Genomic DNA, 21,963 nt, shown 5'->3' with positions numbered 1-21,963 from the left:
TTCATGCCTGCACTTCTCGCGACAGCAGCACCCACCAGGCGTCAATAGTCGGTTTTTTCGCCAGCATCACAAAGTCGATATCCGCGTGGATTTTGCGCCAGCGCGCCGCAAGCGCCATCATGCGCACCGAATCCAGGCCGTAATCAATCAGGTTTTCGTCATCTTCAGGAATGTCGGATTCATCAAGCAGTGGCAGGACGATTTCACGCAGTTGCTGTTTATTTTGCGGCGCAGCTTCCGGCAACAAATCACGCGTCATCACCACACGCCCGGAACGCCCGGCGGTGTATTTCAGCGCCATCATGTGCTCTTCACGGCTGAAATCTGCCAGCGCGTCGGCGACCATAAACGGTTTGATATCACGCATAAACGCATCGGTTGCCGTCGTCATGCAGCCAATATGCGCGTACACACCGCAGATAATCAGCTGGTTACGGCCCGTATCTTTCAGGGACTGTTCCAGCGGCGAGCGGATAAAGGCACTGTAGCGCCATTTAGTCAGCACCGTGTCGTTTTCATCTGGAGCCAACTCAGCGACCACTTTCTGGCGCTCAGGGTGTTTGTTTAATCCCGGTCCCCACATGTCGTTGAGCAGCGCACGGTCTTCGTCGCTCTGGGCGTTGGGCTGCGCTGTGTAATAAACCGGAATATTGTGGCGTTTGCAGTAATCACGCAGCGCGGCGATATTCGCAATAACCTGCTGAATCATCGGGCAATTATCGCCCCAGAAATCAATGAAATATTCCTGCATATCATGAATCAGCAGCGCCGCCCGCTCAGGCTCAAACGCCCAATTCACTTTGTTTTCCGGGATGTCGGCAGCCGTCGGTAAGGTGTATGCGTTCAGTTTTGGAATAGCCATAAATTCTCCGTCTATCAGGAAGCCAGTTGCTTATCAGCAATCAACTGGCGCAAACGTTTTTTGTCCACTTTGCCCACCGCAGTCAGCGGCAGGTTTTCAACGATTTCAATGCGATCGGGAAGTTTGAAGTCGGCAATGCCGAGTTCACGCAAGTAACGGCGAATTTCCACCGCGCGGAACGGGCGTTGACCGACGATAAACGCGCAGCTTTTCTCGCCCAGCAGACTGTCTTCCATCGAAACTAAGGCGGCATGAACGATCTCTTCATGGCGCAGCAGCAGGTTTTCGATCTCTTCTGCGGCGATCTTCTCCCCGCCGCGGTTGATCTGATCTTTCTCGCGTCCTTGAACGGTGATGTAACCGTCTTCGGTAATCGAAATGAGATCGCCGGAGCAGTAAAAACCGTTGGCATCAAAGGCGCTGGCGTTGTGTTCCGGGCTGCGGTAATAGCCACGGAAGGTATAAGGTCCGCGCGTCATCAGACGGCCCACTTCACCGTGCAGTAATGGGTTGCCGTTGGCATCAGCCACCCATACTTCGTCGTCCGGGCACATCGGTTTGCCCTGGGTTTTGAAGATGTGTTCGTTGTCGTCGTCAAGGCGCGTGTAGTTCACCAGCCCTTCTGCCATACCGAAAACTTGCTGTAGCTGGCAGCCAATTTCTGCCGGAATACGAGCGGCCAGCGCTTCGCTCAACCGTGCGCCGCCCACCTGCAACAGCGTCAGCGACTCAAGGGATTTATTGCTGCCCCACTCACCAATTGCCTGTAACCACAGGCTGACGGCAGGCGGCACCAGCGCGGTGACGTTAATCTGGTGGCGTTCAATCAGCGGGAAGCAGAGCGTAGCACTCGGGTCGTTTGCCAGTACCACGCGCCCGCCGCCGTAAAATACGCCGAGCGAACCAGGTGAACTCAGCGCGTAGTTGTGCGCCGCCGGGATCGCGCACAGAAAGCGTGTATTCGCATCAAAACGGCAAATTTCTACGCTGCGACGAATGCTGTAGTAGTAATCGTTATGGGTACGTGGGATCAGTTTCGGCGTGCCGGTGCTGCCGCCGGAAAGCTGGAAAAAGGCCACTTCATCGGGCGCGCTCGGCGTGGCGACAAAGTTCTCTTCCGGCTCGTTGATGAACGCGCTCAGCGAACGCTCGCGATCGTTTTCGTTGAGCAAAACCGCCATGCGTAGGGACGGGGTCTGTTGGCAGAGCGCATCCAGGAAATCGTCGTGAGCGAACAAATTATGTTTGCGGTCGGCAATCAGTACCGCCGGTTCGATTTGCTTCGCGTACGCTTCCATTTCAGTACGTTGGTGGCTGAACAGCGCATTAACCGGCGCAACGCCAATTTTCAGTAGCGCAAACAGCGTGATGTAGAGTTCTGCCACGTTGCCAAGCTGGACCAACGCGGTTTCACCACCGCTCAGGCCACGGCGCTGTAACGCGCAGGCCAGGCGAGTCGCCGCCATTTCCAGTTCGCGATAGCTGTAATGGCGCTCGCCATCAATCAGTGCAATCGCATCATTTTTCGCCTGACGGGTGAGGATGTCGGTCAGCGGCAGATCCGCCCAGTAACCTTTTTCGCGGTAGCGAGCGGCCAGTTCATCCGGCCAGCGCGTGAATTGAATCGCCATTTATTTCAGTCCAAATACGTTGAGCATGGTGGAAAGTTTGACGCCGGTTTCGCGCCATTCCGATTCAGGAGAGGAAGCAGGGACAATGCCCGCGCCTGCGAATAGACGCACTTGATTGCCGCCTACCCGGGCACAGCGAATCGTCACCACCCACTCACCGTTACCGTCTGCGTCACACCAGCCGACGATGCCGCCAAACAGTTCGCGGTCAAACGGCTCCAGTTCGGCAATTAATTTTTGCGCCACATCGTGTGGGAAACCACTCAGCGCAGGCGTTGGGTGCAGCAAGCAGGCCAGCGAAAGTGCGTTGTGTTGATGGCCTTCAACCTGACCATAAATTGGTGTTGCCAGGTGCCATAAGGTCGGTGTGGTGATCAATTCCGGCGTATCGGAAAGCGTTAAATGTTGGCTATGCGGCTGTAAAACATCGCGCATTGCCTGGGTCACCAGACCGTGTTCATGGCGATCTTTGCTTGAGCGCAGCAGTTGCGCACCAATTTCGCTGTCGCGCGGGATATTTTCTTTATCGCGACGCGCCGAACCTGCCAGCGGCAAGGAGCTGAAATTCTTGCCCGATTTGCGTAGCAGCAATTCCGGGCTGGCACCCACCAGCGAGCTGCCATCCGGTAACGGCACATGGAAGTTGTAACTGGTTGGATTCTGGCTAATCAGGCGATTGAGTAACACATCGAGATCGACGGGCGCGTCCGTTTTAATATCAATCAGGCGCGAAAGTACCACTTTGTCAATATCCGGCTGCGACGTCCTGACCGCGGCATGAGCCACCATCTCCATAAATTTGTCTTGTTCAGGAATGGCTTTACGAGCGGCAATGTTTAGCGGTTTTGCTGTTCTGCTTTGGCTGGCATCAGTCTGGCGCTCGGCGCGAGAAAACGTCTGCCAGCTTTGCGGGATAAACAACGCTGAAGGTTGGCTCGGATCGAATGGAATTGCGCCGACGACAACAGGTTTCTCGATGCCGTGCTTTTTGGCGTTTTCAAATGCTTCACGCAGCTGTTTTTGCAGATTCCCGTGGGGGTTTGCACCATCAAGCGCCGCGCAGTCCAGCCGCGTAAAGCAGCCGCTGGTCGAAAAACTGCGATAAGGCGACATAAAGAAAAAACTATTCGCACAAGGTGTTAGCTGTTTTTCTTGTGGCTGCGGCACCAGTAACGTTTCCATCCGTCCTCCGTAAAAACATGACAAAAGATATTAATAATGATTATCATTTGCTTTTCGGGGTCGTAACCTAAAGAGAAAAGACAGCAGTGTCAATAGCTGCTCAGTCTAGTCGGATGGCGCTAACGCTTATTCGGCCAACGCAAAACCGTTTTGTAGGGTGGATAAGCGCCTGCGCCATCCACCGTAATAGTTAAATTTCAACAGGAAGTTATTGAGTGAAAATCAGATTCTCCGCAGTTATCGTTTTATGCCTGAGCAGCTTTGCCCACGCTTCAGAGTGGCCGCGCACTATCACCGACAGCCACGGTCCCCATACCTTTGAGCAGGCACCGCAGCGAATTGTCTCAACCAGCGTGACACTCACCGGTTCACTATTGGCAATTGATGCCCCGGTAGTGGCAAGCGGCGCTACGACGCCTGGCAACCGCATGGCTGACTCGCAAGGTTTTCTACGCCAGTGGGGAGATGTTGCGAAAGAACGTAACGTTCAGCGTTTATATATTGGCGAAGCCAGTGCGGAAGCCGTCGCCGCACAAATGCCTGATTTGATTTTGATTAGTGCCACCGGTGGTGATTCTGCCCTCGCCCTTTATGAGCAGCTCTCGGCAATTGCACCGACGCTGGTTATCAATTACGACGATAAAAGTTGGCAGCAATTGCTCACTCAGCTCGGCGAAATTACCGGTCACGAAAAACAAGCTGCCGAAAGAATTTCAAGCTTTGATAAGCAGCTAAGTGAAGCCAGAATGCACATGAAGTTGCCGCCGCAACCGGTCACAGCGATGGTTTACACGCCAGCATCCCGTTCAGCGAATATTTGGACATTAGATTCGGCACAGGGAAAATTACTTGTGCAGCTCGGTTTTACCTTATCGCCAATTCCCGCGGCTATTCATACCAGCCAGAGCATGGGTAAACGTCACGACATCGTGCAGCTTGGCGGTGAAAACCTTGCTACAGGTTTGAATGGCGAGAGTCTTTTCCTGTTCGCAAGCGATGACAAAGACGCCACTGCACTGGCAAATAATCCGCTTCTTTCGCATCTGCCAGCCGTGCAGGAAAAACACGTTTACGCGCTGGGAACCGAGACTTTCCGTCTGGATTATTACAGTGCCACGCAGATTCTGGAGCGGATGAGTCAGTTGTTTGCCAGCAAGTGATTGATTCATTTAGTGTCGGATTCGCGCATGCGACATCCGACACTATCGCAATTTACGCCGGAGCGGTTTGTTGGTAACGACGAAGCTGCACCAACACAATCGCCAGCACAACGCCGCATAGTGTCAATGCAAAACCACCTGAACTTGCCGCCGCAACGGGCGTCATCACCACCGTCATGCCACCTAAAATCGCAGCACCTATCGCATCACCCGTCACGTTCTGCGCCGTCCATAAACCATTGATGCGCCCTAACATGCCGTCCGGTGTAAGCGTCTGAATTAGCGTGTATTGCAACAAAGAGCTAATCGCACTGAGATAGCCAAACAATGCCAGGCAAGCCAGACCAAGCCCCCAAACCGGCATCAGGCTGAAAACGCCAATCGAGATAAACGACACAATCCCCGTCATGAGCATGATCATGCCCGGACTCGCGTGATGGGCAATACGCCCACTGGTCAACGCACCAATCGCGGCCCCCAACGGAACGGCGGCGTACATCAGGCCGATTTGCGCGGCACTCATTTGCCAGTGACCCGCCAGCGCCGGATACAACACCCGCACCGCGCTCGCCATAGTCAACAACGCGCCAACTAACGCAATGCCGCCAATAACCGGGTGACCGACCAGAAAACGTAAGCCATTCCACAGCGACAACAACGGATTTTCACGCGCCTGAGGAGGTGGTGCCAGTTTCGGTAAACTCAGCAGCGGCAGCAAAGTGATAAAGGTGCCGACAGACGCCAGCGCATAGTTCCAGACCACGCCGCCTGATGCCAGTAACAGCCCGCCAATCATCGGTGAAATCACCGAACCCAGGCGCACGGTGAGCATGGTAATCGCACTGGCCTGCATCAGATTTTCACGCCCCACCAGCGCAGGTGTTGCGGCTAAAAGTGCAGTCACGCCTAGTGCGCCAAAGAACCCATCCCACACGCCAAGCAGATAAATTGCCGCAAGCGACGGTTCGGGTAACGCGGCGTTAATCGTCAGGCCAATAAAGCCCACGCCACAGGTAGAACGAGCCAGCAAAATCAGGCGGCGACGCTCGTGGCGATCTGCCAGCACGCCACCCATCATCAGGCCGATAAACATCGCCGAACCGGTCAGCGTCACTGCGAGCCCCACTTGCAAGGAGGAGCCTGTCAGCATCTGGATTTGTACCGGCACCGCGACACCCAACAACCCCAACGACACAATGGAGATAAAACGGGCGAGGAAGACGGCACGAAAAGCGGGATGAGTCTTGAGTAAACTGAGATTAAGCAGCAAAGAATTGCGGTTCATTACATGGCCTTAAAGCGAATTTTTCTTTCCGGGTGCGAGGCGGCTCATGCTAACATAAACAAATAAGAGTGATAATGATAATAACTATCATTTAATTTTACGCGATTTTTGTAGGGCTACGAAGTGAAGGATATACAACGTATGTCACGCTGGTTCATCCTGCTGAGTTTATTGTTTTTACTCGTTTTAATGGCAATACTCAGTTTGTTATTAGGTGCCAAATCCCTCCCCGCTGAAGTCGTTATCAATGCACTCAGCGGTCAATGCCAAAGTGCAGATTGCACTATCGTGCTCGACGCCCGCCTCCCCCGCACACTAGCCGGTATTCTTGCGGGTGGCGCGCTGGGCCTTGCCGGCGCATTGATGCAAACGCTGACTCGAAATCCCCTCGCGGACCCAGGCCTGCTTGGGGTTAATGCCGGAGCCAGTTTTACCATTGTATTAGGCGCTGCGCTCTGGAGTCTTACCTCTCCTCTGGCACTCCTTGGGCTTGCCTTTTCAGGCGCACTGTTCGCAGCCCTTCTGGTGGCATTTACCGGAAGCCAGGGCGGTGGGCAGCTCAGCCCGGTGCGGTTAACACTTGCGGGTGTCGCGCTCGGCGCGGTGCTCGAGGGTCTAAGCAACGGCATCGCGCTACTCAACCCGGTGGTTTATGACCAGTTGCGTTTCTGGCAGGCCGGAACGCTTGATATACGTACACTATCAACCTTGAAAGTGATTGTGCTGCCGGTGCTTGCAGGCTGTGCGATTGCCCTGTTTATCAGCCGCTCTCTTAATAGTCTGAGCATGGGTACTGACACCGCAACCGCACTCGGCAGTAAAGTGGCACGCACTCAGTTGCTGGGTCTGGTCGCTATAACGCTACTTTGCGGGAGTGCTACAGCCGCCGTTGGCCCTATCGCTTTTATTGGGTTGATGATGCCGCATCTGGCACGTTGGCTGGTGGGAGCCGATCACCGTTGGTCGCTCCCTGTGACTCTCATTGCCACTCCAACTCTATTGCTTTTTGCAGATATTATTGGCCGCATGCTGGTTCCTGGCGAGCTGCGCGTTTCAGTGGTGAGCGCGTTTATTGGCGCACCGATGCTTATCTACTTAGTGCGCCGCAGCCGTAAAGGAGCAGGATTATGAACCGCCTTTCTCCTCGCCTGGTCACCATCAGCCTGATTTTATTGCTACTCAGTATCACTCTGGGGATATGGAGCCTGGGAAGTGGCGTATTACCGCTTTCGGTAAGCCAGGTGGTTGACGCTCTACTTGGTTCCGCACCGCGTAATATCTCACTGGTGGTGGTCGAATGGCGCTTGCCACGCGTTGTCATGGCACTACTGATTGGCGCGGCTTTGGGCGTGAGTGGTGCCATCTTCCAGTCGCTGATGCGCAACCCGCTCGGCAGCCCGGATGTGATGGGCTTTAACACCGGTGCGTGGAGTGGCGTATTGGTGGCTATGGTGCTGTTCGGTCAGCATCAAACCGCGATTGCCACCTCTGCCATGGTTGGCGGTATTTTGACTGCGCTGGTGGTCTGGTTGCTCGCCTGGCGCAACGGGATCGAAACTTTCCGCTTAATAATCATCGGCATTGGCGTGCGGGCTATGCTGGTGGCGTTCAATACCTGGCTGCTGCTACATGCCTCGCTTGAAACTGCCATTTCTGCTGGACTCTGGAACGCCGGTTCCCTGAACGGTTTAACCTGGGGGAAAATCTTCCCGGCGGCTCCTTTAATGTTACTGGCACTGGTTGCTGGAACATTGTTAGTACGCCGCATGCGGTTGCTGGAGATGGGCGATGACAGTGCCTGCGCGCTTGGCGTTTCGGTTGAACGCTCGCGCCTGTTGTTAATGCTAACCGGCGTGATACTGACTGCCGCAGCCACCGCATTAGCCGGGCCGATTTCATTTATCGCACTCGTCGCACCACATATCGCTCGCCGTTTAAGCGGCACCTCACGCTGGGGTTTGCTGCAATCTGCATTATGCGGCGCCACGCTATTGCTCGCAGCAGACCTGTGCGCCCAACATCTGTTTATGCCATATCAATTACCGGTCGGCGTGGTCACGGTAAGCCTCGGCGGTATTTATCTTATTGCGTTGTTGATTCAGGAGTCCCGTAAGAAATGAGCCAGATTTCCACTCCATCGCGCCTGCACGGCGAACAGCTACGGCTTGGATATGGTAATCATGTGGTGGCCGACGGCCTGACCGTTGCCATTCCTGACGGGAAATTTACCGCGATTATCGGCCCCAACGGCTGTGGGAAATCCACTTTGCTGCGCACGCTAAGCCGCCTGATGAAACCGATGCAAGGCCAGGTCTGGCTGGATGGCAATGAAATCCACCGTTTTGCGACCAAAGAAGTGGCACGGCGTGTGGGTTTACTGGCGCAAAATTCCACGGCACCGGGAGATATTAGTGTGGCGGAACTGGTGGCGCGCGGTCGCTACCCGCACCAACCGATGTTTTCACGCTGGCGGGAAGAGGACAGCCAGGCGGTCGAACGGGCATTAAAAGCGACAAATATTGAAGATTTAGCCGATCAGCCAGTGGATACGCTTTCTGGTGGCCAGCGGCAGCGCGCATGGATTGCAATGGTACTGGCGCAGGAAACATCAATTTTGCTACTTGATGAGCCGACCACCTGGCTTGATATCAGCCATCAAATTGATTTGCTGGAATTACTGCGCGATCTCAATCAAAAGCAAGGTTTCACCCTTGCCGCAGTGCTGCACGATTTGAACCAGGCCTGCCGTTACGCCACGCATTTAATCGCCTTGCGTGATGGGAAGATTGTGGCCGAAGGCGCGCCAACCGAGATTGTCACCTCCGAACTTATCGAAGCGATTTATGGCCTGCGTTGCATGATTATTGAAGACCCGGTGGCGCATACACCGCTGGTGGTGCCGCTCGGGCGAGGGTAAAACCTCAAAGAAACAGTGGATGGCGCTGCGCTTATCCCCCCTACGAAAGCACTGTGTAGGTCGGATAAGCGCAGCGCCATCCGACACTTACGCCAAAACCCGCTGCAAAACAGGCCCTATTTCCACAAAAGCATTTGGGGAAATAATATCGACGTGGGCGCAGTCCAGGCGGAATACCTCAAGTTCGCCAATCCACGGAGCCCAGGTTTGTTGCGGATCCATCCCCGCAGGTAACGTTCGCTCGGCAACAAATAGCGTGGCTTTACCCGCAAATGGCACGCTTTGCGCCGTGGTGAGCAGGCGCACCGCATCGCCGTAGTTGCCTTCGATAGCCTGGAATAAAGCATCCGACGTTTGCCCCTGCTGTGCGGCGACAAAAGCCGCACGTTCGCGGTTGATTTCATCAAGCACAGCCGGATCGAGTTCGTTAGCACCCTTTTGCGCCCAGTTTTGCGTTTCTGGCGGCCAGGTATCTAACAACCCTAAGAACGCTACCTTTTCACCTGCGGCTTCAAGACGCGCCGCAATACCTTGCGCCAGCGTACCGCCTAACGAATATCCCATCAGATAATACGGGCCATGCGGTTGAAGTTGACGCAGGGTTTGCAGGTGCGTATCACTAACCTGCGCCAGGTTTTCAGCCTCCTGCATCGGGCCGTTCGGGCGCGGAGACTGAATGCCGGTTATCGACCAACGTGGGTCGAGATAGCGCTGCAACACACTAAATTGCCAGGCAAAGCCAGACGCCGGGTGGAAGCAATAAAGCGTTGGTCCAGTGCTTTTACGCAGCGGCAGCACGGCTTCAAACCCTGCACGATTCGCTTCTTCTTCACCGAATTCTTGCGCCAGAGTTTCAGCGAGCTGGCCGACCGTCGACGCCACCATTATTTGGCCGACGGTAACAGGCCTTTCAAGCGCGCGGCGTAATTGGGCAGCGAGACGCATCGCCAGTAATGAATGGCCACCGAGAGCAAAGAAATCGTCTTCTATCGAGCGAATTTCGCAGCCCAGCAAATGGGCAAAAGCATCAGCAATAGTGATTTCTAATGAAGATTCCGGTGCGCGTCCTGTGCCACGTAACGCCAGTTCCGGCAACGGCAGTGCTTTTCTGTCCAGCTTGCCGTTCGCGCTCAATGGGAAATCATCAAGCTGAATGAGCGCGACCGGCACCATGTGCGCCGGGAGCACGTCGCTCAATTGTTCATGTAGCGTGTCGACGGGCAAAACCTCGCCCGAAGCCGAGACCAGATAGCCCACCAGCTGACGGGCATCACCACCGCTTGCGGCGTCTTTATTGAGCACGCAGGCGTGCGTCACTGCCTGCGCAACACCCGGCAGCGCCTGCAAAGCGCGGTCAATGTCGCCCAATTCAATGCGTTGGCCACGAATTTTTAGCTGATCGTCACTGCGTCCAAGATATTCCACTGCACCGTTTTCGAGCCAACGCGCCACGTCGCCAGTGCGATACATTCGCTCGCCAGTAGCAAAAGGATCGGCAACAAAGCGGCTGGCAGTAAGATCCGGGCGGGATAAATAGCCCTGCGCCAACTGGATCCCGGTAAGGTAAAGATCGCCTGCGATCCCGACAGGAACCGGGCGCATTGCTGAGTCAAGAATCCGCAGCCCGGTGTTCCACACCGGCCAGCCAATCGGCACGCTACTGCCGGAAACCTGTGCTAATTCCTCACCAAATGCCGGATACCAACTCACGTCAACGGCGGCCTCGGTTGGACCATAAAGGTTGTGCAACGGTGCGTGGGTAAGCTGTTCCCACTGGCGGCAAAGCTCTGTTGGCAATGCTTCGCCGCTACAGAATACGCGTTTCAACGTCGCGCATTTCGTCACCGCTTCGGCATCAGTTAGCGCCGCAACAAATGCCGCCAGCATCGACGGAACAAAGTGTGTAGTGGTCACACGGTAACGGGAAAATAAATTCTGTAATGCTTCCGGATCGCGATGTGCCTCTGGTGGGGCCATCACCAGTTGTGCGCCCACAATATAGGGCCAGAAAAACTCCCAAACCGATACATCAAAACTGCATGGCGTTTTCTGCAACACCACGTCGTCACCGCTTAACGGATAGTGGTTTTGCATCCACAACAGACGGTTAACGATGGCCTGCTGCCCTACCATCACCCCTTTCGGGCGGCCTGTGGAACCGGATGTGAAAATCACATACGCGGTATGTTCCGGGCGCGAAAGATTATCGGTTTCTGGCTTATTCTCCGCAGCCAATACGCTTTGATAGCAGAAGGTTTTCAGGCCATTAACAGCACTAAAACGTGGTAACTGCTCTTGAGAAGTGAGCAATAAACGCGGCGCGGCATCTTCGAGCATCATATGGAGGCGCTCATCGGGATAGCCGGTATCCAGCGGCAGCCAGGCTGCGCCCACTTCAACAATCGCTTGCAGCGCCAGTGATAAAAACACCGAACGAGGAAGTGCCACGGCAACCACATCACCCGGTTTTACGCCGCATAACAGAAGCTCACTCGCCAATGCCTGAACCTGTTCACGCATCTCGCGATAACTGAACTGGTGGTTTTCGTCCGCCAGTGCCGGAGCATCTGGTGTGCGCAGCGCTTGCTTCGCAATCAGCTGGCTTAATGTTGTCACTGTGACAGGAGTTTGCGTGGCATTTACGCTTTCCAGCAGTTCAATTTCAGACTGATGCAGCAATTGGGCATCCACGCATCGTAATGCAGGATTGGTCGCAAACTGGCGCAATAGAAGCGGCAAACGCGCAATATGCTGCTGCAAAGTTTGCGCATTGTAACGCTCGGCATTCGCCAGCATTTCAAGGGAGAAGTCACCTTGTTCGCTAATGTATAGCGCAATTTCCAGGTCGCGCACCGGGCCGGAAGCCAGTTGGTGCGTGATGCCTTCAATACCATTGAAATCGAGGCGGTAATCGAACATTTTCAGGTTTATTACTGGGCCATATAGCGGTTCGCCATTTGCGATCAGCCCTAAATCGCGCTGGATTTGTTCAGCATCGTAACGCTGGTAACGGCGTAAACCTTTCAGTTCTTTGGCAAGGTTTGTCGCAAGGCTGGTAAGGGTGTAGTCGGATTCAATACGCACACCAAACGGCAATACATTCAGCACCGGGCCGGTGGCACAAAGTGCGGCGGAACCCATGCGGCGCATAAAGATAAAACCGGCGGAATACTCATTGCGACCACTTAAACGCCCGAGCCACAACGCCACCAGCCCTAACGCCATATCGGCGGCTGTCAGGTTTTGCAGGCGAGCGTTTTCAGCCAGTGCGTGAAAATCAGCAGACTCAAAACGTAGCGTCTGGCGAATCAGTTTTGTGGTAACTCCTTGCCCGGTAAGCGGTTTGGTTGACAAAGTGGCGGGTGGTGGCAACTGTTTAGCTTTGCTTATCCAGAAGGCAGAATCACGCTGCCAGGCATCCGTTTTGCGGTAATGCTCGTATTCTTCAACCACTTCGCTAAACGGAGTAAAGGGCGTGGGTTCAGGCACCTGGTTTTGGCACAAGTCGCTATAAATATTGGCAATACGGCGGGTAATAGCGGTGAAACTAAAGCCATCGACCACTAAATGATGAAAACGTTGATACCAGAACCAGCGTGTATCTGAGATACGCAGCATTTGATGATGGTAAAGCGGCTTGCCGCTGGCAATGCGCAAATCCCCTTCGAGATCGTCGCGCATTATCGCTTGTGCGGCGGCGATCGGATCGATTTGATTGCGCAGATCAACACAAAGAGGCGCAACAAACGAGGCATCAGGATCGACCCACTGGCGCGCTTCGCCGTCCACTTCGCTAAAGCGCATGCAAAGGGTATCGGCCTCTTTCATTCCTGCCACTATAGCCTGGCACAATAGCGCTTCGTTGAGTTCTCCATTTAGCTCAACATAGTGTGCCACGCTCCACATGTTGGAGTGTTGTGACAGCTGATCCGCCATCCAGATTCCGGGCTGTGCTGCCACAAGCGGCATGGTTTTGATCTGTTGTTCCCGTGCTGGAGTCATCATTAATTCACTCACCACTCACCTCTTCTTTTGCAAAGGAAGCGGGTTGAAGACTGCCCCAGTTGGCAAGCAGCCAGCGGTTACATTCATCGCTTGATGCGGGTTCACAAACCACCTGCCAGCCATCGGGTAAAGCACAATGCTCCGGCCATAAACTGAACTGTTGCTGCGCATTTTTAAGGATAAAAAAATGGCCCTGCAACGAGTCGAAAGGGTTACTGAATTCCATAGTTCACTCCAATCTTTAAGGCGCTTTCCAAAGCCAGGTGAGACCGTCAATTAAACCGCCTCGCCAGCAAAGCGCATCGTGCCCACCATCAACCTGACGGTAGAAAACAGCTCGCTGTGTTTGTTGTAGTAAGGGGTAAATTCGTTGATTAACTTGATGAATGAGAGGCTCTCTGACCCCTGCCTCAAGATAGATACGCAGCGGTTTTTCACACGCAAGCCCGTCTTCTAGCTGCCGTATCAACTGCCCGCCTTGCTGGTTATTTTCGCGACGTGGCCACCAGTAAGAACCTGACTGGCTCAGCACACAGCCAAATTGTTCAGGCCAGTGAAGTGCGGCATAAAGCGAGGAAAGCCCACCAAAGCTTTGCCCGGCGACCACCGTGGTTTCTGGATTTTCATTCCAGCGGGTAACCGTGCGCAGATGCGGTAGTAATTCTTCTTGTACTGCCAGCCAAAACTGCGCATTACAGGGCAGTTCACCACTGCGAGTGGCATTGTCGATAACATCAATCAACATATAAACGGCGGGAGGTAATACTCCGGCATCAGTTTGAGCCTGGAGTGCAGACCACACTGGCATCCCTTCAGCCCAGAATTGGCCGTCGAGCAATATTGCCAATGGGCGCTGCTCAGGCTGCGCGTCACCGGTTGCAAAAATCCATACATTACGTTGGTTTTGCAGGCGGACACTCAGCCAGGAAATATGCCGGGGTGCGTTATACGGTGTGAATGGTTTATCCCAACCAGACTGTTTTGGTGCATCAGGAAGATGGAGTGCTGACATCGGGTGCCCTCGCCCACCGAGCCAGCTTTCAGGATTTAGCGGGTCGGCAATCGCACGTGGCAGCAGTTTTCGCCAGCCTTCACGCAGCGCCATGCGCTCCGGCACGATGCCGTCAAAAGCCTCTGCAGGGAAATCATCTTCGCTGTCTGTTGGAATGAGGCAATAACTGCCGCGCCATGTAGCAGTTAGCTGCGTTTGCCATTGCCAGACGTTAGTGCCAGCAATACGTTCGAGCGATTGCGGGCGTGAGCTCTGGTGGTGATCGGTCACGCCAGTGATGTAAATCCAGACTCGCTTTGTCGGAGAGGTTTGCTCGCAGCCCTCGGGGTCACGCCACAGAAAAGTCACCTCGCACAGACCGTCACTTTCAAAAGTGACGGCGGGGATCCCTTGTGCCTGTTTTTCCTGCCACCAGCTCTCACTTCCTGTCAGCAAATGTGTCACTCAAACATAACCTTCTGAAATTATTGATAACGATCAACAAGCCTGAAATATATTGATAATACTATTGATAATTATTTGCATTTGCAATAGCGTATTTCCGCGCTTTGGGCTACCAGCTTCCTGGTGCAAAAACAATTAATTGCCGGACTTGAACGCACGATTCCCTCATTTCGGGGCTGTTGCAGACAGTTTCGGTATCGCTTCGTAACATCCATGCTGCGCCCGATCCCTTTAGGGAATGGAATGACACCGGGCCCAGCGGAAAAGCAGGCCGCCATAATGAATAAGAAAATTAACTATTCCCTCGCTGTGCTGATCAATCTGGGAATATACGGTGTCGCTTCACCTGCCTTTGCGGCAGAACAAGCAGCACCAGCACCGGCTCAGACCGCTGCTGCTAACAATGACGACACACAAAATCACGCTGATGAAGACACTCTGGTTGTCACCGCCGCCGCACAAAATTTACAGGCACCAGGCGTTTCAACCATCACCGCTGAAGAGCTGAAAAAACGCCCACCAGCGCGTGATATTTCCGAAATCGTCCGCACGATGCCCGGCGTTAACCTGACCGGTAACTCCACCAGTGGCCAGCGCGGTAACGGGCGTCAGATTGATATTCGCGGCATGGGCCCGGAAAACACCCTGATTCTGATTGATGGCAAACCGGTGAGCAGTCGCAACTCAGTAAGACTTGGCTGGCGTGGCGAACGTGATACACGTGGTGATGCAAGCTGGGTGCCACCAGAAATGGTCGAACGTATTGAAGTGATTCGTGGCCCGGCAGCGGCGCGTTATGGTAACGGTGCGGCAGGTGGTGTAGTCAATATCATCACCAAAAAAGGCAACGGTGAATGGCACGGTACCTGGAACACCTATCTCAACGCCCCTGAGCACAAAGACGAAGGTTCCACTAAGCGCACCAACTTCAGCCTGAACGGCCCACTGGGTGGGGATTTCAGCTTCCGTTTGTACGGCAACCTCGATAAAACTCAGGCCGATGCCTGGGACATCAACCAGGGCCATCAGTCTGAACGTACCGGTATTTATGCCGACACCCTGCCAGCCGGGCGTGAAGGCGTAATTAACAAAGATATTAACGGCGTCGTGCGTTGGGACTTTGCGCCAATGCAATCACTGGAACTGGAAGCGGGTTACAGCCGCCAGGGCAACCTCTATTCCGGCGATACCCAGAACACCAATACCAACCAGATTGTGAAAGATAACTACGGCAATGAGACTAACCGTCTGTATCGCCAGAACTATTCTTTGACCTGGAACGGCGGTTGGGACAGCGGCCTGACCACCAGCAACTACGTGCAGTACGAGCACACGCGCAACTCGCGTATGCAGGAAGGCCTGGCCGGTGGCACCGAAGGGATTTTCTCCAGCGATAAATTCAGCGATATCGATCTGAGCGATGTGTTATTGCATAGCGAAGTGAATATCCCGATTGATTTCGTGTTTAACCAAAACCTGACGCTGGGTACCGAATGGAACCAGCAAAAGATGAAAGATTTGTCATCGAACGGTCAAACCTTTATGGGCGGCCCAATTCCGGGTTCGAACAGCACCAATCGTAGCCCATATTCTCAGGCAGAGATCTTCTCACTGTTTGCTGAAGACAATATGGAGCTGACCGACAGCACCATGTTGACACCGGGTCTGCGCTTTGATCATCACAGCATCGTGGGTAATAACTGGAGCCCATCTCTGAACCTGTCTCAAGGTTTGGGTGATGACTTCACCCTGAAAATGGGTATTGCTCAGGCCTATAAAGCGCCAAGCCTGTATCAGACTAACCCGAACTACATCCTCTACAGCAAAGGCCAGGGCTGCTACGCAAGCGGCACCGGCGTGGGCTGCTACATGATGGGTAACGAAGACCTTAAAGCTGAAACCAGCGTCAACAAAGAGATCGGCCTTGAGTTCAAACGTGACGGCTGGCTCGCTGGTGTCACCTGGTTCCGCAATGATTATAAAGACAAAATCGAAGCGGGATACGCGCCAATCGGCCAGACTTCTTCTGGCAAAACAAAAACCGATATTTACCAGTGGGAAAACATTCCTAAGGCGCTGGTAGAAGGGCTGGAAGGCACGTTAAACGTACCGGTTTCCAACACGGTGAACTGGACGAATAACATCACTTATATGTTGGAAAGCAAGAATAAAGAGACCGGCGAGCGCCTGTCCGTTATTCCGGAATATACGCTAAACTCCACTCTGAGTTGGCAGGTTCGCCAGGACATCTCTGTGCAATCAACCTTTACGTGGTACGGCAAACAACAGCCGAAGAAGTACAACTATAAAGGTGAACCGGCAACAGGTCCCGAAACCAACGAGGTTAGCCCGTATAGCATTGTTGGACTGAGCGGAACCTGGGACGCGACCAAAAACGTCAGCCTGACGACGGGGATTGATAACCTGTTCGATAAACGCCACTGGCGCGCGGGTAATGCCCAGACAACAGGTGGTGCTGTCGGTTATATGTACGGGGCAGGTGCCGAGACCTATAACGAGTCCGGTCGTACTTACTATGTGAGTGTGAATACCCACTTCTAAGTTTTGGCTTTTCGGCGGATGACGCATGCGTTTATCCGCCCTACGAGAAAGCTGTTCCTGGGTGGATTAGCGTGAGCGACATCCACCGTTTTTAAGCGATAGCGATGCAATATCAACTTTCCCATTTCGACTTTCTCCCCCATTTACGCGTTTACCGCGTGGATTTTGACGCCACAACCTTTCAGCCCAACGATTTGTTATGGCTACCCCATCACCAGCGCTTATCCAATTCTGTTGTTAAACGCAAAGCCGAACATCTCGCAGGAAGAATAGCGGCCTGTGAAGCGCTGCGTTTTCATGGCGTAAATGATTATGTGCCGGGAATCGGACTGCACCGTGAACCCTGCTGGCCACCGGGATTCACCGGCAGCGTCACGCACAGCGGCAATGTGGCATTATCGACCGTGATTACTGATTCTGCGGATATGCGCGAGGGAATCGGTATCGACTATGAAGAAATTATTGCCCCGCACATCGCCGAAGAAATTCATGGTGGGATTATAGATTGCGCTGAAAAAGAGCTGTTGCGCCAGTCTCGCTGGCCTTTCCACTACGCGTTAACGATAGCCTTTTGTGCAAAAGAAAGCTTATTCAAAGCCTTGTTCCGCCATGTGGGTCGTTACTTTGATTTTTCTTATGCATCAATAAGTAAAATAGATGAAACGCGATTAACTCTGACCCTAAATCATTCGCTCGGACCATACAAAAAAGGCAATACATTCATGGCGATATGGAATGGTGACGCAGAGAAATTAATAACGCTAATACGGCTTGGGTGGTAATAAAAAGAAATCGCTTGCGGCTCGGTAATAAGTGAATGTTATATTCGAAGTAACACAACACATCTATAACATTGCTTATAACAAGGACTTATTAATCTATGGAAAACTCGCTTTCCCTTGAATCATTCCTGACCTCTGTTCAACAACGTGATCCAAACCAACCTGAATTTGCACAGGCAGTACGCGAAGTCATGACCACGCTGTGGCCGTTCCTGGAGCAAAATCCGCAGTACCGCCGTTCAGCCTTACTGGAGAGACTGGTTGAGCCAGAGCGTGTGATTCAGTTCCGCGTCACCTGGGTTGATGACAAAAATCAGGTGCAGGTTAACCGCGCCTGGCGCGTGCAATTTAGCTCGGCGATCGGCCCATTTAAAGGTGGGATGCGTTTCCACCCCTCGGTGAATCTCTCGATTCTGAAATTCTTAGGCTTTGAACAAACCTTCAAAAATGCGCTGACCACACTGCCAATGGGCGGTGGTAAAGGCGGTAGCGACTTTAACCCGAAAGGCAAAAGTGAAGGTGAGATCATGCGTTTTTGCCAGGCGCTGATGATGGAACTGTATCGCCATCTCGGGCCGGATACCGATGTTCCTGCAGGTGATATTGGCGTTGGTGGGCGTGAAGTTGGCTTTATGGCAGGGATGATGAAAAAACTCTCCAACAATACGGCCTGCGTGTTTACCGGCAAAGGGTTGTCGTTCGGTGGAAGCCTGATTCGCCCGGAAGCGACCGGTTACGGTCTTATCTACTTCACCGATGCGATGCTCAAGCGTCATGGCCTGGGCTTTGAAGGAATGCGCGTTGCCGTTTCTGGTTCAGGTAACGTGGCGCAATACGCCATTGAAAAAGCATTATCGCTGGGTGCGCGCGTGGTTACGGCTTCTGACTCCAACGGCACCGTAGTCGACGAAACTGGCTTCACTACCGAAAAACTGGCGCGTCTGGCTGAAATTAAATCCAGCCGCGATGGTCGAGTTGCCGATTACGCGAAAGAGTTCGGCCTGAAGTATCTCGAAGGCCAGCAACCGTGGAGCGTACCGGTGGATATCGCCCTGCCGTGCGCAACACAGAATGAACTGGATACCGAAGCGGCTCGTGTGCTGATTGCCAATGGTGTGAAGGCCATTGCTGAAGGTGCGAATATGCCAACCACCATTGAAGCAACCAATCTGTTCGTGGACGCGGGCGTGCTGTTCGCTCCAGGTAAAGCGGCAAATGCAGGCGGTGTGGCAACTTCAGGTCTGGAGATGGCACAAAACGCCGCTCGTATGGGATGGAAGGCTGAAAAAGTGGATGTTCGCCTGCATCACATCATGCTGGATATTCACGAAGCCTGTGTGAATTACGGTGGTGAAGATAAGCAAACGCATTATGTTCGCGGTGCCAATATTGCCGGTTTCGTTAAAGTTGCGGATGCCATGTTTGGGCAAGGCGTTCTGTAAGCATTTAATGTAAATGGTGGATGACGCTGCACTTATCCACCCTACGTTTCTTTGCGTAGGTCGGATAAGCGCAGCGTCATTCAATAACTATATGGCTGGTACTACCTTAATATCCTCCATCCCAATCCCAATCTTGCGCGGTTCGTGGCCAAGAATATTGCCTTCATTAGATAACTGCGGTTGTGGTGGAATAATTTCCAGCACATGACTACGCTCAGGGTTATCGAAATGCAGCGTCGTGGTACTCAACTCTTCTCCAAGCGTTAATGTTTGCTGTTGGCTTCCCACTTTTACCGGCACCGGTTGGCCAATATTCGGGCCAAAGGCTTTGGCGGTGATCACCAGGTCAAATTTCTCCGGTAGCGGCTCGGCATATTCAATTTTCACTTCCGGTGCCAGATTCGCATTTGACCAACGCCCCCACTCTTCCGGGCGTGAAATGCCGGTGAATTCTTTCACGGTTTGCGGCGCACCCGGGACGTTGAAGATAAAGCTATCGGCCTGGTACCGAATGGCATTTTCATCGACTTTCAGCAAGGCGACATTGTTTTTAAAACGCGCTTTGTCGATATCCTGCGGGGCAAATTGAACAGCATGTTGCTCTTGCTGTTGTTCAATTAAACGTACCGTCGGCTGGCCACCAACCTGCCCTTGAGCCACGCATAGCCCGGTCGAGAGTGCCAGTTTTGGCTCCCATAAACGCGCCATTTTGAAACAGCGATCGGCCCAAATAAACTTATCATTTTCTTTAAAGTCAGCCAGCTGATAACGCAGCGGTGCGGAATATTCGCTTTCAGGCAATGGTTCTATTTTCTTATCCAGAATGCGCAGCAATAACGGCATTTTGAAATGCGCACCGGAATAGCTGAAGGTATTTTTCTTCTGGTCAATTTCATACTGGCTAATGGTTTTCGGGAAGTTCCACAGATCGATAACGTCTGGTTTCCACTCCATCACCTTTTCTTTGACGTTAAGAAATACCGAGGCAATCGACTGCCCGGATAAACTACTGCGCCCTAAGCCAAGATAATTATCACCGCCCAGCACATCTAAAACCGTTGCCCCGTTATCGAGCGTACTGCGTTTTACCGGTACTAAATCCGCCTGCGGTTTATCGCCGCGAATAATAAAGAACAGGTTATTTCGCTCGTGCTGATTGAGATATTTGTAAGCAGTGTTGTTCATCGCCAGATGATCGGAACTCACGACAATGACGGTATTTTTAAAATACGGCGAGGCTTTTATTTTTTCGATAAGTGCGGCGACATGTTCCTGGCTACAGGCAACCGCGCTGAATGACTGGTTTTCTTTACCATCAAATTTATAACTGCGGCGCTTACAGGTTTTCGAAATAAAACCATCCGGGTGGTGCGTGTCGACGGTCAACGTAAATAGCGAGAAACGTTGGTTCTTTTTCGACAGCTCAATATATTTTTCGTAGACTTCATCCAGCACGGTATCGTCGTAGAAGCCCCAGTTATTACGGTATTCTGGGTCAGCAACCATGCTTTTCAGCTCTTGCGCGCCGTACATATGCTCGAAGCCGTGCGACTGTAAAAAGATGTCTTTACCGGCAAAGCGTAAATCTGCGCCCTGCATAAAATAGTTTTCATAGCCGGAGGCTTTTAGAATATCGCCAAGGCAGATATTTTTTGGGAAGAAACTCGACATTGAAGCCGATGAATTCCCCTCAAATGGTGCAAATAAAGGAATACCACATTGCGAGGCGACCATTCCGGCAATGGTGTAATCGGTGCCGGGTAATTGCACCGTATGGCTGAAATCTATTGCTTCATCTTTAAGCCCGGTTAATTCCGGCGCTAAGTCAGGAAAGTATTCTGGCTGTAAATAAGTACGCTCCAGACTTTCACCATAAATATAAACCAGGTTTAATTTAGGGTCTTTAATAGTGCCTTGCGGGACTTTGTAATAAACGTCGAAATCCGAATCACCGGAACGTGTTTGCGATTTGACCAGTTCCGTCACCTGGCGAAATGCCGGTGAGGCATCTACAGAACCCACAGCAAAAACCAGCGCCAACAGGCTATAACCAAAATGATGGGGGTGGTTTTTACGGCGGCGTAAAATCCAGGTTAAGCCGCCGAATACCGCAACCAGTGCAACAAAAATCCCTATACCTGGCAGAATGTACTTTCCAATTCCTGCCCCAGTAAGGCTGCTGGTCAGGGTGTAAAGCACAGCATCGTTAATGCCTTCGCCGGTAAAGTAGTTACTGGCGACAAACGTCACGTTCAGGACAATATACAGACCCAAAATAAGCAGGATGGCGCTAAACCACCAGACGTTGCGGCCAGCTTTCACGGCGTACACGGCAATGGCTGCGACAAACAACACAATTGAAAGCATTTCCGACAACGCCAAACCCTCGAAATTAACGCGCACACTGGCGCAAAGCGGTACTCAAAAATATCTGAGCGCTAAATCTAGCGTTGTTGTCACACTCCTGCAATTTCTCTGACATGAAAGTGTGCTCTCTTTCGGAATTGTACCCGCTTGAAATATGGGTATTGCATTATTCGATAGTAAATAGCTATCAGAACCATCGTTAATACAACGGTTGAGTGGATTGACCAGTCCTGCGCACAAATGATTTAATCGCGCCGCTGTTATAATTTTTTAAAGTGGAATTGTAACGCGCAACATAGGCCACCCCGCAAC

Annotated in this window: 15 protein-coding genes; 7 read left to right on the top strand and 8 right to left on the bottom strand. The window is 52.7% G+C overall.

Annotated elements, in window-relative coordinates:
* Nucleotide 1 precedes the first annotated feature (1 nt).
* Genes M979_RS01150 through entC form a run of 3 tightly spaced genes read right to left on the bottom strand, consistent with a single transcriptional unit; the run spans nt 2 to nt 3,675 of the window.
* A complete protein-coding gene (locus M979_RS01150; protein ID WP_064553204.1) occupies nt 2–862 on the bottom strand; it encodes an isochorismatase in 861 nt (286 codons plus the stop codon).
* Between the two features lie 14 nt (nt 863–876).
* The gene (locus M979_RS01145) at nt 877–2,493 is read right to left on the bottom strand and encodes a (2,3-dihydroxybenzoyl)adenylate synthase (protein WP_064553201.1); all 1,617 of its coding nucleotides are present in this window, start codon (nt 2,491–2,493) and stop codon (nt 877–879) included.
* Entirely contained in the window at nt 2,494–3,675 is a 1,182-nt protein-coding gene (gene entC, locus M979_RS01140) for an isochorismate synthase EntC (protein WP_064553199.1), read from the bottom strand.
* 215 nt (nt 3,676–3,890) lie between these two features.
* Here entC and fepB point away from each other — a divergent pair, with 215 nt between their 5' ends.
* Nucleotides 3,891–4,835, top strand: coding sequence for a Fe2+-enterobactin ABC transporter substrate-binding protein (fepB, locus tag M979_RS01135; protein WP_034456879.1), 945 nt, complete (start codon nt 3,891–3,893; stop codon nt 4,833–4,835).
* Nucleotides 4,836–4,887: 52 nt separating this feature from the next.
* On the opposite strand, the gene entS is transcribed toward fepB, so the two are convergent.
* Entirely contained in the window at nt 4,888–6,120 is a 1,233-nt protein-coding gene (entS, locus tag M979_RS01130) for an enterobactin transporter EntS (protein WP_064553197.1), read from the bottom strand.
* Between the two features lie 141 nt (nt 6,121–6,261).
* Between entS and fepD the strand changes: the two genes are divergently transcribed.
* Genes fepD through fepC form a run of 3 tightly spaced genes read left to right on the top strand, consistent with a single transcriptional unit; the run spans nt 6,262 to nt 9,037 of the window.
* Nucleotides 6,262–7,251, top strand: coding sequence for a Fe(3+)-siderophore ABC transporter permease (gene fepD, locus M979_RS01125; protein WP_064553195.1), 990 nt, complete (start codon nt 6,262–6,264; stop codon nt 7,249–7,251).
* Entirely contained in the window at nt 7,248–8,240 is a 993-nt protein-coding gene (fepG, locus tag M979_RS01120; RefSeq protein WP_034456882.1) for an iron-enterobactin ABC transporter permease, read from the top strand. The genes fepD and fepG overlap by 4 nt, the downstream gene beginning before the upstream one ends.
* Entirely contained in the window at nt 8,237–9,037 is an 801-nt protein-coding gene (gene fepC / locus M979_RS01115; RefSeq protein WP_064553193.1) for an iron-enterobactin ABC transporter ATP-binding protein, read from the top strand. Before fepG ends, fepC begins: the two co-directional genes overlap by 4 nt.
* A gap of 87 nt (nt 9,038–9,124) precedes the next feature.
* Here fepC and M979_RS01110 read toward each other — a convergent pair whose 3' ends face one another.
* The 3 genes from M979_RS01110 to fes are packed head-to-tail and all read right to left on the bottom strand — an operon-like array spanning nt 9,125 to nt 14,498.
* Complete coding sequence (locus M979_RS01110) at nt 9,125–13,006, bottom strand: enterobactin synthase subunit F (protein WP_425338121.1); 3,882 nt, start codon at nt 13,004–13,006, stop codon at nt 9,125–9,127.
* A 40-nt stretch (nt 13,007–13,046) separates the two neighbouring features.
* Complete coding sequence (locus tag M979_RS01105; RefSeq protein WP_064553191.1) at nt 13,047–13,268, bottom strand: MbtH family protein; 222 nt, start codon at nt 13,266–13,268, stop codon at nt 13,047–13,049.
* A 15-nt stretch (nt 13,269–13,283) separates the two neighbouring features.
* Entirely contained in the window at nt 13,284–14,498 is a 1,215-nt protein-coding gene (gene fes / locus M979_RS01100) for an enterochelin esterase (protein WP_064553188.1), read from the bottom strand.
* Between the two features lie 279 nt (nt 14,499–14,777).
* On the opposite strand from fes, the gene M979_RS01095 reads away from it, so the two are divergent.
* The 3 genes from M979_RS01095 (at nt 14,778) to gdhA (ending at nt 19,284) form a co-directional block, all read left to right on the top strand.
* Entirely contained in the window at nt 14,778–17,060 is a 2,283-nt protein-coding gene (locus M979_RS01095; RefSeq protein ID WP_034457257.1) for a TonB-dependent siderophore receptor, read from the top strand.
* Nucleotides 17,061–17,164: 104 nt separating this feature from the next.
* Nucleotides 17,165–17,842, top strand: a complete 678-nt coding sequence (gene entD / locus M979_RS01090; protein WP_064553186.1) for an enterobactin synthase subunit EntD — start codon at nt 17,165–17,167, stop codon at nt 17,840–17,842.
* A gap of 98 nt (nt 17,843–17,940) precedes the next feature.
* Nucleotides 17,941–19,284, top strand: a complete 1,344-nt coding sequence (gdhA, locus tag M979_RS01085; protein WP_034456887.1) for an NADP-specific glutamate dehydrogenase — start codon at nt 17,941–17,943, stop codon at nt 19,282–19,284.
* A gap of 87 nt (nt 19,285–19,371) precedes the next feature.
* On the opposite strand, the gene opgB is transcribed toward gdhA, so the two are convergent.
* Complete coding sequence (opgB, locus tag M979_RS01080; protein ID WP_064553184.1) at nt 19,372–21,651, bottom strand: phosphatidylglycerol--membrane-oligosaccharide glycerophosphotransferase; 2,280 nt, start codon at nt 21,649–21,651, stop codon at nt 19,372–19,374.
* Between the last annotated feature and the right edge of the window lie 312 nt (nt 21,652–21,963).

It is taken from the genome of Buttiauxella noackiae ATCC 51607 (assembly GCF_001654865.1).
GTDB classification, from domain to species: domain Bacteria; phylum Pseudomonadota; class Gammaproteobacteria; order Enterobacterales; family Enterobacteriaceae; genus Buttiauxella; species Buttiauxella noackiae.
Note: the sequence above shows the minus strand (reverse complement) of the source record. Positions and strands in the feature narration are given on the sequence as shown.

What these genes read in the sequence shown, in the direction of transcription:
- M979_RS01150 (WP_064553204.1), bottom strand. Translation starts at nt 862, where the DNA reads ATGGCTATTCCAAAACTGAACGCATACACCTTACCGACGGCTGCCGAC.
- M979_RS01145 (WP_064553201.1), bottom strand. Translation starts at nt 2,493, where the DNA reads ATGGCGATTCAATTCACGCGCTGGCCGGATGAACTGGCCGCTCGCTAC.
- entC (WP_064553199.1), bottom strand. Translation starts at nt 3,675, where the DNA reads ATGGAAACGTTACTGGTGCCGCAGCCACAAGAAAAACAGCTAACACCT.
- entS (WP_064553197.1), bottom strand. Translation starts at nt 6,120, where the DNA reads ATGAACCGCAATTCTTTGCTGCTTAATCTCAGTTTACTCAAGACTCAT.
- fepD (WP_064553195.1), top strand. Translation starts at nt 6,262, where the DNA reads ATGTCACGCTGGTTCATCCTGCTGAGTTTATTGTTTTTACTCGTTTTA.
- fepG (WP_034456882.1), top strand. Translation starts at nt 7,248, where the DNA reads ATGAACCGCCTTTCTCCTCGCCTGGTCACCATCAGCCTGATTTTATTG.
- fepC (WP_064553193.1), top strand. Translation starts at nt 8,237, where the DNA reads ATGAGCCAGATTTCCACTCCATCGCGCCTGCACGGCGAACAGCTACGG.
- M979_RS01110 (WP_425338121.1), bottom strand. Translation starts at nt 13,006, where the DNA reads ATGCCGCTTGTGGCAGCACAGCCCGGAATCTGGATGGCGGATCAGCTG.
- M979_RS01105 (WP_064553191.1), bottom strand. Translation starts at nt 13,268, where the DNA reads ATGGAATTCAGTAACCCTTTCGACTCGTTGCAGGGCCATTTTTTTATC.
- M979_RS01095 (WP_034457257.1), top strand. Translation starts at nt 14,778, where the DNA reads ATGAATAAGAAAATTAACTATTCCCTCGCTGTGCTGATCAATCTGGGA.
- entD (WP_064553186.1), top strand. Translation starts at nt 17,165, where the DNA reads ATGCAATATCAACTTTCCCATTTCGACTTTCTCCCCCATTTACGCGTT.
- gdhA (WP_034456887.1), top strand. Translation starts at nt 17,941, where the DNA reads ATGGAAAACTCGCTTTCCCTTGAATCATTCCTGACCTCTGTTCAACAA.
- opgB (WP_064553184.1), bottom strand. Translation starts at nt 21,651, where the DNA reads ATGCTTTCAATTGTGTTGTTTGTCGCAGCCATTGCCGTGTACGCCGTG.